A 14,739-nucleotide genomic window follows, 5' to 3' on the forward strand; every position below is an offset into this window, starting at 1 on the left:
AAGTTTTGAATATCGTAATCAACGTATTATAATGATCTTTTGCAGCTTTTGCCGCTAAAAAAAATAATTCCTAATATAAAACTTACGGTTTTCCATAAAAGAAATCAATTTTCCTTTTTGTAATTTTGAAAAATGGAGATGACATATTTAATTATAGGATTTATAGCCGGAGGAATTCTTGGTGCGGTTATTTTATATTTCGCCCAGAAATCTTCTACCGTTTCGAGGAATTCTTACGATGAACTCAATAATTTACACATTAAAAACAGTTCCGATTTAGAAAATTCCAATCAGAAAATTCAGGAATTAACACAAAATATCAGCAGGGAAAAAGAAATCAATGCACAGCAGAGCGATCTTCTTAATGATTTGAAAAATGAATTTGCCAAAATTTCTGCGGAACACGCTTCTTTAAACACTCAGTTTTCCGAACAGAAAGAATTTAATGCGAAACAGAATCTTCAGATCGAAAATCTTTTAACAGAAAAACAGACTTTGTTTGCAAAAAACTCCGAGCTTTCCGCAATTAACGAAAGCTTACAGAAATCTTTGCAGACGCAGAAAGAAGAGATCGCAAAAATTCAGGAAGAATCTAAATTGCAGTTTGAAAATTTAGCCAATAAAATCCTTGAAGAAAAGACAGAAAAATTCACCACCTTAAATCAAAACAACCTTAAAACCATCCTTGAACCATTTCAGGAAAGAATCGTAGAATTGAAAAACCGTGTGAACGAAGCCTACGAAAAGGAAAACAAAGAGCGTTTTTCTCTTGCCGAAAAAGTAAAGGAATTAGCAGAACTGAATCAGCAGATTTCTGAAGATGCGAAAAAACTGACGAGAGCTCTGAAAGGCGAAAGCAAAACGCAGGGAAACTGGGGAGAAATGATTCTGGAAAGCATTCTGGAAAAATCCGGACTTGTAAAAGGTCGAGAATATTTCCTTGAACATGAACTTCGTGATGAAGACAACAAAGCATTGTTCTCAGAATTTTCCGGTAAAAAAATGCGTCCCGATGCGGTTATAAAATATCCAGATGAAAGAAATGTTATCATCGATTCCAAAGTTTCGCTCACAGCTTTTACAGAACTGGTAGACGAAACCGATCAGGATGTTTATTTAATGAAACTCAATCAGCATTTATCTTCTATTAAAAATCACATTATCCAGCTCAGCCAGAAAGCGTATGATGATTACGGAAAATCCCTTGATTTCGTGATGATGTTTATTCCGAGCGAACCGGCTTATATTGCAGCGATGCAGGCAGACCAGAATCTTTGGAATTTTGCCTACGAAAGAAGAATTCTGCTGCTGAATCCAAGCAACCTGATTACTTCTTTAAAACTGATTGCCGATCTCTGGAAACGCGAATACCAGAACAGAAATTCCATGGAAATTGCGGAAAGAGGGGCAAAACTGTATGATAAATTCGTAGGTTTTATCGAAAATCTGGAAAAAGTAGGAAAAAATCTGGATCAGGCGAAAAATGTTTATAATGATGCTTACAAACAGCTTTCAACAGGAAATGACAATTTGGTGATCCAAACCCAAAAGCTGAAATCTTTGGGGATAAAAAATAAGAAAGACCTTCCGCAGAGTCTGGTAGAAAACTCCCAGACCGCACTGGAAAATTTAGAAGAATAAAATTTACAACCTCAGATCGGCTCTGAGGTTTTTTATTTAACTGTAAATTTTAACTAATTTTGCAGGATGTTAATAGAAAGCTTTCAGAACGAAAAAGTAAAATACATTACCAAACTTCTTACTGATAATAGATTCCGTAAAAAATCGGATGTTTTTGTGGTGGAAGGACAGCAGGAAAACGACCGCGCCCAGAAATATCATTTTGAACCCGTGGAATTTTTTATCTGCGAAACTATTTTTCAGAAAGAACTTCCCAAAGGGAAAATTCATCTCGTCAGCGAAAAAGTGTACGAAAAAATCGCCTATCGCGGAACTTCGGAAGGAATTATCGGGATTTACAAAACAAAAGAAGCCGATCTATCTGCGTTTAAACCAAAGGAAGATTCTACGATCATTATTGTAGAAGGTGTTGAAAAACCAGGAAATCTGGGGGCTATTTTGCGCAGTTGTGAAGCTTTCGGAATTGATGCGTTAATTGTTTCAGACGGAAAAACCGATTTTTATAATCCGAATGTAATCCGCTCAAGTGTAGGCTGCTTATTCGGAATGGAAGTTTTTCAGGCAGAAAATCAGGAAACGTTTGAATTTCTTCAGAAAAATAATTTCAATATTTACACAACGATTATGGATGAAACTGCCGAAGATCTTTACAAAAGAGATTTTAAACAGAAATCTGCCGTTTTATTCGGGACAGAACATTCGGGATTAAGTAATTTCTGGATCGGTAAAGGAAAAAATACACTGATTCCGATGGCAGGAAGCATTGATTCTTTAAACCTGAGCAATGCTGTTGCGATTACGTGTTACGAAACACTGAAGCAGAAGAAGGGCTAATTTGGTTGTTGGAGATTGGTGATGGTTCATCATTGATTGTTACCAAACCAACAATTACTAAACATATAAGCATAAAAAAACCGTTCCACTGAGTGAAACGGTTCTTTTATTTTTAAGCTTAGATTATTTCTTAGCAGCTTCTTCTTTCTTAGCTTCAGCTTTGATTTCTTCTTTAGCAACTTTTGCATCAGCTTTAACTGAATCAGTAGCAGCAGCACCAGCAGCTTTAACTGAATCAACTTTAGCAGTTGTAGTAGAATCGATAGCAGCAGTAGCAGAATCTGTAGTAGCAGTTACTGAATCTGTAGAAGCTTCAGTTGTGTTAGCTTCAGTTTTTTTACAAGCAACTAAAGAGATTGCAGCGATAGCAGCTACGAATAATGACTTTTTCATAATAAATTAAATTTAATTTTGTTAATATTGTTTTATAAAATCTTTTTCTGTTCTGTTATTTGAACAAGACAAAGGTATAGCAGATAGAAAATTTGTTTAGGAAAAATAATTGTAATACCTTTGTAAAATAGTTTTACAAAATAACATCACTGATAATCAATAATTTAATCATTTTAAAATAAATTGACGGACTTAGATCTATTACATTTTGAGCAGCTAAAAAAGGATGTCCAGGCTCAATATCTGAAAGAATACACTCCTTCCTATGACGATATTTCGAAATGGAAGGGTATCGACATCATTTATTTTCAGGAAGATCTCAGAAAAAAGGCAAAAGGGAACATCAGCGAAAAATCTTTCTATACCTATTTTAAGAATTCGCCGGTTACCAAACTGCCAAGAATCGATATGCTGAATTTACTCAGTATTTATGCAGGTTACGACTCATGGTATGAATTCAAAAAACAGCATCTTTTTGCAGGTGAATTGCTGCAGGATGATGATGATTTGAAAGACAATGAACTTAAAGAACTGGAAAAAACAGTTTCTGCATCACTTGATTTGCCAAAAGATGACGATTTACCTAAAAAACAGGAATTTAAAACCCCTGAAAACTCCGATTTACAAAAATCAATACTTGAAAATCAATTAATTACTAAAAATCCAGAGACTGAAAAAATTTCCTTAGCAGAAGCTGAAAAACCCAAGAAAAATTTCTTCAAAAAGAATGTTTGGGCAATTGTTACCACTATTTTGGTAATTCTTACTGGACTTTTAGGATTTAAAGATGCGATCTTTCAAAAAACTTATGTGTACTGTTTTACGGATGCCGACAGAAATTTAAGTATTCAGCGTGAAATAGAAATCAAAGTGATCAAGGAAAACGAATCTCCCATTCTTTACAGGATAAAACCAGGAGAATGTTTCAGATATGCCACAAAGGACAAAAATCTTAAAATGCAGATCAGTTCTCCGTTTTATGAATATCTGGAAGTGAACCGAAACTTAGAAAATGCCCCTGAAGAAGAAACCATCGAGCTGAAACCCGATGATTATAAGATGGCGCTTTATTATTTTTCAACAAAAGATGTAAAAGGAGAAAATTCAAAGGAACAGAATGATCTCATCACCCAGAAAAGAAGACAACTGGAAAACCGAATCAGCAACAACGCCGTGATCACTCAGGTTTACGACAGTGATATTTACGGACTTGAAACCTTGGATAAGGAAGATTACATTACCTTAGTTACCACACCTACAACATCACTTAAAAACCTTAATGTTATCGAGATGAAAACGGATAACAAAGGGAAAATCGTATCTATTAAATTTAAAATCTCAGCCAATGAAAACAATAAATAACTTTTTGTTTTTTATCATATTAATAGGATTCACCATGACTTCGTGCGTTAAAAAAGAAGAAAACGGAGGACAGAGTGATCTGGAAAAGCTAAGAAACACGAACAACAAAACGGTAAAAATGGACAGTACTCAGGCTATCAATTCCATTACTTCGCAAAAAGTACAGGATGTGCTGGATTTGTCTACGTTATATCTTTCCGGACAGAGAAATACGGAAATTGATACGGCAATTTACTCTAAAATAGAAAAGTATTTCCAGAAATCTGATTCTACTACCTTTAAGGATCTTTTTAAAGAACTCGAAAGCCTGAATGTAAAAAAAGTACGCGTCAGCAATCTGAATGTTTTCCAGAAAATTAAGGAAAAAGACACGCTGAATTTTGCCAAATTCAATGTGGAATATTTTGGGGATAAAAATAAATCTTTGGGAAATTTTGAGCGAAATGCACAATACACTTTGGTATCAAAACCTTCTCAGAAAAGCAAGGAATTTAAATTTTACTTTGTGAAATTTTACTCTGATGCTCCTGAAAAAGACAGTACCGCATCGGGTGTCACCAAATAGTCGAGCGGAATATCATTTTCCCAGACATCATCAATATTTTCTTCGGGGTTAAAATAATTAACTCCGATTTTTTTTGTCTTTTCCGAAAGCGTTTCAAAAAAACCATCGTAGAAACCTTTTCCGTAACCTACTCTATTTCCTTGTCTGTCGCAGTATAAAAGGGGCGTAATTACAAAATCAAAATCCAGAATACCTGAATCTTCATCAGAAACAGGTTCGGAAATTCCCCAGTTATTCAACTCAAATTTAGAATCTGCAAAAATTTCTACCGAAATCAGTCTTGTATCGACAATTTTAGGGACAAAAACACGGATCTTTCTGCTTAAAAAGTAGCTGACGAAAATCTGGGTATTTACTTCCCTAAACTTCTCAATCGGAATAAAAATATGGATTTTCTGGTTTTGAGAAGGTTTGAAATATTCAATGAAATTTTTAAAAATCTTTTCAGATAACAAGAAAGCCTCATCAATCGACAAGGCTTTTCTTTTTTGCATATACTTTTTTCTTAATTCTGCTTTTAACATATCGATTATGCGTTTTCAGAATCAAGGATTTTGTACAATTTATCAGACAGACGAACTCTGAAAGGCAGTTCGAAAGTAATCTGATCTCCTGCTTTTGCTGTGTCGCTGAAAGTTCCGTTCACAAAAATCTGAGAAATGGTTATTTCCTGATCTCCCGTTGTCGGCCCGGAAATTAACACTTTATCTCCTACTGCAAGCTCATTGTTTTCAATTAAAAACTGAGCAATTTTAGATTTTGAATAATAATGCTCCGCTTTTCCGATCAAGGTCTTTTTAACTTTTATTTTCTGACGGATATCTTTTGTTTCAGCTTTTGCCAATGGTGCATCCGGCAAATTTCCAGACTTTTTAAATTTCAAAGCTTCAGATTTTCCTTTTCTGAATACTTTATTTCCTACCTGAAGACCCTTTCTTTTAGCAACCTGCTCTTCCCAAGGCAAATGGATCGTTTCCTGACATTCTGTCGAACAGCAGTTTTCCATCGCCGCTTTACATTCATCACACTGGATAAACAATAAATGGCACGCATCGTTCGCACAGTTCGTATGATTGTCACACGGTTTTCCGCACTGGTGACACTGCGCAATAATATCGTCGGTAATTCTTTCCCCTAATCTGTGGTCGAATACAAAGTTTTTACCGATAAACTTACTTTCTATGCCTTCTTCTTTTATCTGACGGGTGTATTCTATAATTCCGCCTTCCAATTGAAATACATTTTTGAAACCCTGATGTTTGAAATAAGCACTTGCCTTTTCGCAACGGATTCCTCCGGTACAGTACATCAAAAGGTTTTTATCTTCTTTGAAATCCTGTAGCTGCTCGTTGATAATCGGCAGACTTTCTCTGAAGTTTTCCACATCGGGAGTAATTGCTCCTTCAAAATGGCCGACTTCACTTTCGTAGTGATTTCTGAAATCTACGACAATGGTGTTCGGATCTTCAAGCAAACTGTTAAATTCTTTTGCTCTTAAATGAACGCCTTTATTGGTAACATCAAAAGTCTCATCATTCAGACCATCGGCTACGATTTTGTTTCTGACTTTGATGGTTAATTTTAAAAATGAATGATTGTCCTGCTCCACTGCTACATTCAAACGAATGCCTTTCATGAAATCGTATGCTTCCAGAGTCTCGCGAAATGCTTCGAAATTATCCGCAGGAACGCTCATCTGAGCATTAATTCCTTCATGCGCTACGTAGATACGACCAAGTGCATCGAGTGCATTCCAAGCTATAAATAAATCGTCGCGAAATTTTTTGGGATCTTCAATTTTGGCATACGCATAGAAAGATAGGGTAAGGCGCTCTTTTCCGGCCTCATCAATTAGTCGAGCTCTTTCTTCTGCGCTTAAGGTGTTGTACAGTTGCATGCTATAAACGTTTTAAGTGAGAAAATTTTTGCAAAGATAATTATTTTCAGATTAATGAAAAATATAAGATTTGTCAGGTATATATTCAGATTGGTACTCTTTTGGATGAATCATCTTCAACCTTTGTAATTTTATGACATTTAAAACATCAATATGCCATAATGTCATTAATATTTTTTTAAGGTTCGTTAATTGAGATTTTAAAATTTATGGGATAATGCATAAATTATTGCAATTGTTGTTAAATTTTAGTTAAAAATGAAACATTCTGTACCAATTGCATACGTATTTAGCATTAAATTTGTTTCCAGTAAAATGAAAAAGTTAACATCAATAAATAACAAAGAAAGATATACAATGAAGAGTACTTTAAAAAAACTATTACCATTTGCAGTAGTAGGAGTAATTTCCGGTGCTACTACCGTTGGAGGATTACAGTATCTTAATCACGATTCCAACAACGCAGATCAATCATATTTTACAAAATCCTCTAATGTTTCCTTTGCAGGGATGAATTCTGCCGCAGTGGGAGACGATTTTGTAAAAGCTGCCAAAACGACAGTTCCGGCAGTAGTAACCATCAAAAATTATCAGTCCAGAACCACAAGCAGAGCTTCGGAGCAGGATATGTTCGATTTCTTCTTTGGAGATCCTTTCGGAGGAAGAGGACAGCAGAGACAAAAGCAGCAGGTTCCGGACAATATGCCTTCCGGAATGGGATCGGGAGTTATCATCTCTCCGGACGGATACATAATTTCGAACAACCATGTTGTAGCAGGAGCCAATAAGCTGGAAGTTGTTTTAAGCAATAAAAAATCTTATATCGCCACTTTAGTAGGAACAGACCCAAATACAGATATTTCCCTTCTTAAAATTGAAGAAAAAGGATTGCCTTATTTAAATTTTGCAAACTCTGATAATATTGAAGTAGGACAATGGGTACTTGCCGTAGGAAATCCGCTTGGATTGAATTCTACCGTTACAGCGGGAATTGTTTCTGCAAAAGGCAGAGGAATTGGAATTTTAAGTTCACAGGGAAAAGCGGCTAATCCGATTGAAAGTTTCATTCAGACCGATGCAGCAATTAATCCGGGGAACTCCGGAGGAGCTTTGGTAAATACAAACGGAGATCTGATCGGGATTAACTCAGCGATTCAGTCTACGACAGGTTATTACCAGGGGTACGGATTTGCAGTTCCGGCAAACTTAGCAAGAAAAATTGTTGAAGACATCAAGAAATTCGGTATCGTACAGAGAGGATTCTTAGGAGTAACTTCTTTAGATCTTTCCGACGATCAGCTTGTTGCGGCTTACAATAAAGATAAAAAAACCAATTATAAATCCGGCTCAGGAGTTCTGGTAACAGGATTCGGAGAAAGCAGCGGTGCAGAAGATGCAGGATTAAAAGTAGGAGACATCATCACTCAAATTGATACAACGCCAATTACAGATTTTGCAGATCTTTCCATTGCCATCGGAAGCAAACGTCCGGGAGATAAAGTGACGGTAACTTACCAGAGAAACGGAAAACCTTACACAACAACCGTTACATTAAGAGATCAGAAAGGAGGAACTTCTACAAGAACCAAAGCAGATCTGAGCGTAACGGAAAAAATCGGAGCCGATTTCCAGAGTATTGATGATAAAACAAAAGCATATTATGGTCTGAACAGCGGAGTAATTGCCAAAAATGTAGTTGAAGGCGGTGAAATGGCTAAAGCAGGAGTCGTAGACGGATACATCATCACAGAGATCAACGGAAAACCTGTAAACTCTCAGAAAGATGTAGAAAACATTCTGAATAAGTTCAATGGCACTGCCCAGATCAAATATATGGATGACTACGGAAGAGGGTATCAGAGAGGCTTTAAAATGCCTTAATTTACAGAGCTAAACTTCACTTCATATCAAAAACCCGGCTGCCTCAAATGAGGCAGCCGAGTTTTTTTTAGTTTAATATTCAGAAACATCTTATTTAAATCCTGCAACTGAAATCTGCAAACAAGCCTTCCGGAAAGCTTCCTGCACCCCTGCAACAGCTTTTCAGGTAACCGGGAAAGTATGTTTCACCCCTGCAGCAAACTTTCCGGAAAGCGGGAAACCTTCCCGTACCCTAGTAAGAAACTTTCCGGAAATTGAATACAAAGAAAAAACGCTGCATTTCTGCAACGTTTTTTTATTTAAGATTTATTCATTTTTTCAGCGATTCTTCTTTTCTTCTTTCGTTCATAAATGACTTCTACAATCTTACCTCCGATCCACGAAAACGGGAAGAACGTAAGAAAAATAGAGATTTTATAGAAGGTAGGATGATAAGGAAAAACAATGACATCCAGCATGGCTATAAAAAGCATAATGAAACCGATAAGAATAGCATAAGCCACCTTAGCATATTTTACGATAATGGCAGTTGCCACCCCTCCCACTGTAGTTCCCAGTCCGGAAATAAACAGCAGGAAACCGAAAAACGCACCGTCGTTCTGCTTGCTCTGAAGAAATCTCTGCCAATGCTCGAACGGAGCAAAAGCGTCGAAATTTACCCATTGCGGAAATGCTCTTATCCCAAGAGTAATGATGAGTCCTGCAATCCCAAGACCTACGATAACCGCAATTGTATTTCTTATAAAATTCATTAATCCTGATGTGCGATCATAGAAATTTCGATATCCACATTTTTCGGCAGACAGGAAACCTGTACCGTTTCACGCGCAGGAAAGCTTTCCGCGTCCAGATAGGAAGCGTAAATATCATTCATTACCGCAAAATCATCCATGCTTTTAAGGAAAATGGTTGCTTTTACCACATTCTTAAAAGTCATTCCTGCTTCTGTAAGAATTGCTTCAAGATTTTTCATTACCTGATGGGTTTCTTTTTCAATTCCTTCTACCAGTTTACCGGTTGCAGGATCTACAGGGATCTGTCCGGAGATATACAATATTCCGTTTGCCATATTGGCTTGTGAATATGGTCCGATCGCTGCAGGAGCATTTACGGTGTTGATTACTTTTTTCATGAAAATTTATTTTGGGTGCAAATATAAAATTTATATTCTATTTCTATAATCAAATATTAGAAAGGTGCATTTGGCTGTGTAAAACTTCTGTCTTTATACTTCAGCGCATCACTTAAGATATTGGCTTTGATCCCGATAAAGAAGTCATATACTTTATACTGCCCGAAAGGAACCCAGTTGAAATTAATGGTAAAACTTCGCTGATCTCTTGCAAAACCGATTCTGGTATATGCCAGTTTCTGCGTCACCATATCGTAGTGGGTACTTCCGTTGATGTTCCAGTAAGGCGTTAATTTAAGACTTCCGTCCAGTCCCACAGAAGCCAGTCTCGTTGGTGTTCTGGAAGCTGAACTTTTCGTGTAGGCATAGTTTGCATTTACATTTAACGTCCATGCCTGATCGAAATGCGCGTAATTATCATCATCAAAATAATAATTTTCATTCCTTACTTCCCCTTTGGTTTTATACTTTTTGGCATAATCTGTTTTTTCTCCAAAGATTTCGCTACTTAAAGGATAAGACATCTGAACATTGAAGCCCTGAACACTGAAGTAACCAAACTCTTCTGTTCTTATTCCGGCATCCTGCCCCGGAAGATAGATAATTCTGTATGGATCTAAAGATAAACTTGTATTCAGACTCAGTTTATTATTAAAGAAAGAAGACTGCCCCGTAATCGTAATAATGGAAAAAGGATGATCTTTCGCTGCAAAATTATAATTTCCGGAAAGGTTAAGAGATTCAAAAATCTTGATCTTCTTCACTCCTGTAGAATCGCTTTTCGATCTTACCTTCATCTCTAAATTATTCCCGATGTTAAAACCTAAAGCTCCTACTAATCCTGTCGTCGGACTTCCGATAATTCCGCCTTCAAAAATAGAATATGGTGTTAAAGCTCCATTTGCATCGTAATAATTTTTAAAATATCCATATCCGGAACCTCCGAAATCCGGAGAATAGGTAAAGCCGATACTTGGCGTCATCATGTGTCTGATAGCCTCAATGGCGGAACCTTTCTTAAAGTTTGCCTGTCCATACAAAGTAGTCTGAATACTTGCTGTTGTTGAAAATGTAGAATATCCTGAAATTCCTTTATTGGTTTCTGTAACTACTTTATTCTGGATAGGGTCGTAGAATTTATTGATGGTTTTTGTGGTTAACGCATTATCAATATTCGCTCCCAAACTGAATGTGAAATATTTTGCTACGGTTGTATTGGTTCCCAGAGCAATGTTATTTTTCACTCCGGTTTGCAGTTTATCCCACATTGCCGCTTTAAAAAGCTCGCCTTCGTTAGTCTGAACAAAGTTTGATAAATTAATTCCTGTGTTTACCGTTAAATTTTCAAGCAGACCGGAACGCACTCCTGTCTTGGATCTGAATAAATAAAACTGATTGATCGCCACGTTCATCTGCGGCAGACGAAGATCTGATAAACCGGTGGCAAAATTCTGCGAATAGGAAGCCGTTCCCGTAATGGTAACCGGAAGTTTTAAAAATCTTTTGGTAAGGGTAACCGTAGAGTTTTGCTGGGTATTTAAAACATTCTGATTTAAAATATAATTATTGTTCAGTGTATTGTTATAAAATTTTGTACTCACAATATCTACCGATGCAGAAAATGTAAGGAAAGGATTGGCTTTGGAATCCTGTGTATGTCTCCACGCAATTCTGTACGTTCCTGTTTTGCTGTAATCATCTAAACCTTTGATCCCACGAACCATGGTTCCGATGTCCGCAGAAAAGTTTCCGGAATAGCGGTATTTTTTAATATAGTTCATTTCAGGCCGCAGATTCCAGCTTCCTTTGGTGTAAATATCCGAAAGGATTTTAAGGTCAAAATGTTCCCCGATCGGCTGATAATATCCTAAACCGTTCAGGAAGAACCCGACATCCTGTCTTTCCCCGAAACTCGGGATCAGAATACCTGCTGATCTTTTGCTTGAAAAAGGAAGAATCGCAAAAGGCATGATAAGCGGAGTGGGAACCTGCTCTATATACATCTGTATCGGTCCCGAAACAATGGAAGATTTGTTTTTTGTTTTTACAAGTTTCAGGTATCTTGCTCTTAAAAAATAATCTGCCGCTGTATCTTTTTTCTTGATGTAATAATCATCGGTGGTATAATCTGCGCGGCTCATCGCGAAGATACTGTCGTTGTACTTTTTGGTTTTGTTTGCCGTAATTACCCCTTCGTTTTCTTCAGTTCTTGCATTAAATGCAATTGCCTGTCTTGTTAAGGTATTATACTGAAATTCTGTGGTTTCGTATTTTTTTCCTGCCTGCGTTGTAATAACAGGCTCGATAATTCTTCCCAAAGAGTCCTGTTTTCCGCGTGCGTACATGAGATGTTTCTGCTCATCAATGGAAATATAGTCTGCATCAATCTGCATATCCTGGTATTTCACCTGCGCATTTTTGTTAAGATACACCATCTTTTTCTGGAAATCTCTTCTCTGGTAGTCTGCTTTTGTCTGCAGAACAGCATCCAGTGGTTCCTTTTTCAGAACAATGGTATCTTTTTTGGAAATAGTATCATTAACCGCATTTTCAGGCAATTTTTTGGGCGTTTGCTGTGCTAAAAAATTGTTAAAAATTAGGATAATTAAAATTTGTAATATATTTTTGGAGACGGTTTTGACCAATTTTTTGTTATATTTATATGTATACAATTAAGGCTCAAAATTAATATAAATTTTAAAACTGTAAGATGCACAAAGTAAATTTTAAAATAATTTTATCATTTCTCTTCATCCTGTTTACCAACTTTATTTTTTCGCAAAAGAAATTTACCATTGTTTTGGACGCCGGACACGGAGGAAGTGATTACGGAGCTAACAGAACCTACACCGATATCGGAAGGATCTCCGAAAAGGATGTAACGCTTGCCATTACGCTTAAAGTGGGGGCAATGCTTGAAAAAAATAAAGATTTTAAGGTAATCTATACACGAAAGATCGACGAATATCCTTCTTTATCGGACAGAACCAATCTTGCGAACAGAAGCAAAGCGGATCTTTTTGTTTCCATCCACTGTAATTCTTCCAAAAGACCAACCGCGTACGGAACCGAAACTTATGTACAGGGACCGGATCAGAATGACACCAATCTGGAAGTGGCAAAAAGAGAAAATGATGTGATCTTTCTGGATGAAAAAGATAAGCAGACCTTCGGTTCTTATGATGCAAGCTCTCCGGAATCTTTAATAGCCCTGAAACTTCAGCAAAGCAAATATCTGGAATCCAGCCTTCTTCTGGGCGGATTGGTAGAAAATAATTTTGTAAATAAAGACAAAAGAAGTTCCCGCGGTGTGTTCCAGAAAAACCTGCACGTTCTGCGTATGAATGCAATGCCTTCCGTATTAATTGAAACCGGATTCATCAATCATCCCGAAGAAAGTCATTATCTGGCTTCTGAAAAAGGACAGGATGAAATTTCGGAAAGTATTTATCAGGCAATTATTGATTACAAAAAAGCGATCGACAGAAAATCGGGTGTTTCCGCAGTGGTGAAAAAACCTGAACCGGATAAACTGGCGGAAGTAGCGCTGAAAAATGATTTCCGAATCTTACTGTTGAGTTCTCCGGAAAAACACAACGACGGCGATCCTGCTTTAAAAGGGTTAAATTATATTCTGCCTATTAAAGAGAACGGACAGTACAAATATTATTACGGGGTTACCAACCTTGCTTCTGTAAGAGATATCAACATTAAAACAGCAAAAGATGCAGGATTCCGGAATGCCTATGCGGTAGGATTTATGCCGAACCAGAAATTAAATACGGGATACTACACCATTGAAGTCTACGTGGGCGAAAAACTGAATGGAAATTCTTTCATTCTTCAGACGCTTAAAGATGTGGAAAGAAACAAAGAAAGCGGCGTTTTCTATTATACCTACGGAAAAGTGTATACTTTGGAGGATGCGGTAAAATTACAGAAAGAGCTTGATGCTAAAGGAATTAAGAATACCGTGATTCAAAAAGTTTTCAAATAATAAAAAAATAATTTTGAAGTTAAAAAGTTAATTATTACTTTTGCAACCTCAAAATTTGGCCTATTCGTCTAGTGGTTAGGACTCAAGGTTTTCATCCTTGCAACAGGAGTTCGATTCTCCTATAGGCTACCAAATTTATATCATGCCGGATTTAAAAATACAAGAAGCAAAATTGCTTTTTAAGAAAATCCACTCTAACCCAAAAAGTTATGATTTAAAAATCAATGAAGACGGGATAACAGGCAGTGATGATAAAATAAGTTTCAGACTTGACAGGACTGGAGAAAGGGTGACTTTTGAAGTAACGATTGACGGACTTACCTTCACCAACACCACTGGAGAATGGAACAATGCGATGGTAATGCTGAAAAGCACCATCAAAAAATTAGAAAGAGAAGAAGAGAATATTAAAATAGAACAGGCAATAGATAAACTCAAAAAATATTTATCTGAAGAAAATTAAAAATTTTTGAAAATAAATTTGGAGGATAAAAAAAAAGTTTTTACTTTTGCACTCACATTTGAACGATATGGCAAATCATAAATCAGCATTAAAAAGAATCAGACAAAACGAAGTAAGAAAACTTCGTAACAGATACTACCACAAGACTGCTAGAACAGCAATGAAAGTGTTAAGAAATGAAGAAGATAAGGCTGCTGCTGCAGAGCAATTGCCAAAAGTAATCTCTTTGTTGGATAAATTAGCTAAGAAAAATATTATCCACAAAAACAAAGCAGCTAACTTGAAAAGCAAATTAACTAAGCACGTTAATAAACTAGCTTAATAAGTATAGTTGGCCCGTTCGTCTATCGGTTAGGACCTCAGATTTTCATTCTGGTAAGAGGGGTTCGATTCCCCTACGGGCTACAAAACTTAATTACTACTCTAACCTGGTAATTAATAAGAGTTGAAACTTATAAAAACAAAAACTAACCCTGCGATTATTCGTAGAAACTAGATGGCCCGTTCGTCTATCGGTTAGGACCTCAGATTTTCATTCTGGTAAGAGGGGTTCGATTCCCCTACGGGCTACTAC

At 36.7% G+C, this 14,739-nt stretch carries 14 protein-coding genes and 3 tRNA genes; 11 read left to right on the forward strand and 6 right to left on the reverse strand.

The annotated features are described in order from the left end of the window. The first annotated feature begins 132 nt into the window (after positions 1–132). Complete coding sequence (gene rmuC, locus H6W52_RS12210) at positions 133–1,641, forward strand: DNA recombination protein RmuC (protein WP_372487769.1); 1,509 nt, start codon at positions 133–135, stop codon at positions 1,639–1,641. Between the two features lie 66 nt (positions 1,642–1,707). Then, the gene (locus H6W52_RS12215) at positions 1,708–2,475 is read left to right on the forward strand and encodes a TrmH family RNA methyltransferase (protein WP_116095798.1); all 768 of its coding nucleotides are present in this window, start codon (positions 1,708–1,710) and stop codon (positions 2,473–2,475) included. Between the two features lie 123 nt (positions 2,476–2,598). Here H6W52_RS12215 and H6W52_RS12220 read toward each other — a convergent pair whose 3' ends face one another. After that, entirely contained in the window at positions 2,599–2,868 is a 270-nt protein-coding gene (locus H6W52_RS12220) for a hypothetical protein (protein WP_116095796.1), read from the reverse strand. Positions 2,869–3,051: 183 nt separating this feature from the next. Between H6W52_RS12220 and H6W52_RS12225 the strand changes: the two genes are divergently transcribed. Together H6W52_RS12225 and H6W52_RS12230 are read left to right on the forward strand one after the other, a co-directional pair. Further along, positions 3,052–4,230: a hypothetical protein gene (locus H6W52_RS12225; RefSeq protein WP_116095794.1), complete on the forward strand. Its 1,179-nt coding sequence runs from the start codon at positions 3,052–3,054 to the stop codon at positions 4,228–4,230. Continuing rightward, complete coding sequence (locus H6W52_RS12230) at positions 4,214–4,795, forward strand: hypothetical protein (protein WP_116095792.1); 582 nt, start codon at positions 4,214–4,216, stop codon at positions 4,793–4,795. Before H6W52_RS12225 ends, H6W52_RS12230 begins: the two co-directional genes overlap by 17 nt. On the opposite strand, the gene H6W52_RS12235 is transcribed toward H6W52_RS12230, so the two are convergent. Next, the gene (locus tag H6W52_RS12235; protein ID WP_116095790.1) at positions 4,744–5,319 is read right to left on the reverse strand and encodes a 5-formyltetrahydrofolate cyclo-ligase; all 576 of its coding nucleotides are present in this window, start codon (positions 5,317–5,319) and stop codon (positions 4,744–4,746) included. The genes H6W52_RS12230 and H6W52_RS12235 overlap by 52 nt on opposite strands. Positions 5,320–5,324: 5 nt before the next feature. Next, positions 5,325–6,692, reverse strand: a complete 1,368-nt coding sequence (locus tag H6W52_RS12240; RefSeq protein ID WP_116095788.1) for a rhodanese-related sulfurtransferase — start codon at positions 6,690–6,692, stop codon at positions 5,325–5,327. Between the two features lie 357 nt (positions 6,693–7,049). Between H6W52_RS12240 and H6W52_RS12245 the strand changes: the two genes are divergently transcribed. After that, positions 7,050–8,573 carry a trypsin-like peptidase domain-containing protein gene (locus H6W52_RS12245; RefSeq protein WP_116096006.1) on the forward strand — a complete coding sequence of 508 codons (1,524 nt, stop codon included), beginning with the start codon at positions 7,050–7,052 and terminating at the stop codon, positions 8,571–8,573. A gap of 299 nt (positions 8,574–8,872) precedes the next feature. On the opposite strand, the gene H6W52_RS12250 is transcribed toward H6W52_RS12245, so the two are convergent. Genes H6W52_RS12250 through H6W52_RS12260 form a run of 3 tightly spaced genes read right to left on the reverse strand, consistent with a single transcriptional unit; the run spans position 8,873 to position 12,350 of the window. Beyond that, entirely contained in the window at positions 8,873–9,325 is a 453-nt protein-coding gene (locus H6W52_RS12250; protein ID WP_108409502.1) for a hypothetical protein, read from the reverse strand. Then, positions 9,325–9,705 (reverse strand): RidA family protein, encoded by a 381-nt coding sequence (locus H6W52_RS12255; protein ID WP_076391804.1) that lies wholly within the window; start codon positions 9,703–9,705, stop codon positions 9,325–9,327. The genes H6W52_RS12250 and H6W52_RS12255 overlap by 1 nt, the downstream gene beginning before the upstream one ends. A 56-nt stretch (positions 9,706–9,761) precedes the next feature. Further along, the gene (locus tag H6W52_RS12260; protein ID WP_116096005.1) at positions 9,762–12,350 is read right to left on the reverse strand and encodes a putative LPS assembly protein LptD; all 2,589 of its coding nucleotides are present in this window, start codon (positions 12,348–12,350) and stop codon (positions 9,762–9,764) included. A gap of 65 nt (positions 12,351–12,415) precedes the next feature. Between H6W52_RS12260 and H6W52_RS12265 the strand changes: the two genes are divergently transcribed. The 6 genes from H6W52_RS12265 to H6W52_RS12290 all read left to right on the forward strand — a co-directional run bounded on the left by H6W52_RS12265 (position 12,416) and on the right by H6W52_RS12290 (position 14,735). After that, a complete protein-coding gene (locus H6W52_RS12265; RefSeq protein ID WP_185144383.1) occupies positions 12,416–13,702 on the forward strand; it encodes an N-acetylmuramoyl-L-alanine amidase in 1,287 nt (428 codons plus the stop codon). A 57-nt stretch (positions 13,703–13,759) separates the two neighbouring features. Next, positions 13,760–13,834, forward strand: a tRNA-Glu gene (locus tag H6W52_RS12270). 10 nt (positions 13,835–13,844) lie between these two features. After that, a complete protein-coding gene (locus tag H6W52_RS12275; RefSeq protein ID WP_076391800.1) occupies positions 13,845–14,165 on the forward strand; it encodes a hypothetical protein in 321 nt (106 codons plus the stop codon). 67 nt (positions 14,166–14,232) lie between these two features. Then, positions 14,233–14,487, forward strand: coding sequence for a 30S ribosomal protein S20 (gene rpsT, locus H6W52_RS12280; protein ID WP_076391798.1), 255 nt, complete (start codon positions 14,233–14,235; stop codon positions 14,485–14,487). An 11-nt stretch (positions 14,488–14,498) separates the two neighbouring features. Next, positions 14,499–14,570, forward strand: a tRNA-Glu gene (locus H6W52_RS12285). A gap of 93 nt (positions 14,571–14,663) precedes the next feature. Beyond that, positions 14,664–14,735: transfer RNA gene (locus H6W52_RS12290), tRNA-Glu, on the forward strand. Positions 14,736–14,739 lie beyond the last annotated feature (4 nt).

Origin of the sequence: Chryseobacterium sp. C2(2020) (assembly GCF_014218915.1) — a bacterium.
In the GTDB taxonomy this organism is placed as follows: Bacteria; Bacteroidota; Bacteroidia; order Flavobacteriales; family Weeksellaceae; genus Chryseobacterium; species Chryseobacterium mucoviscidosis.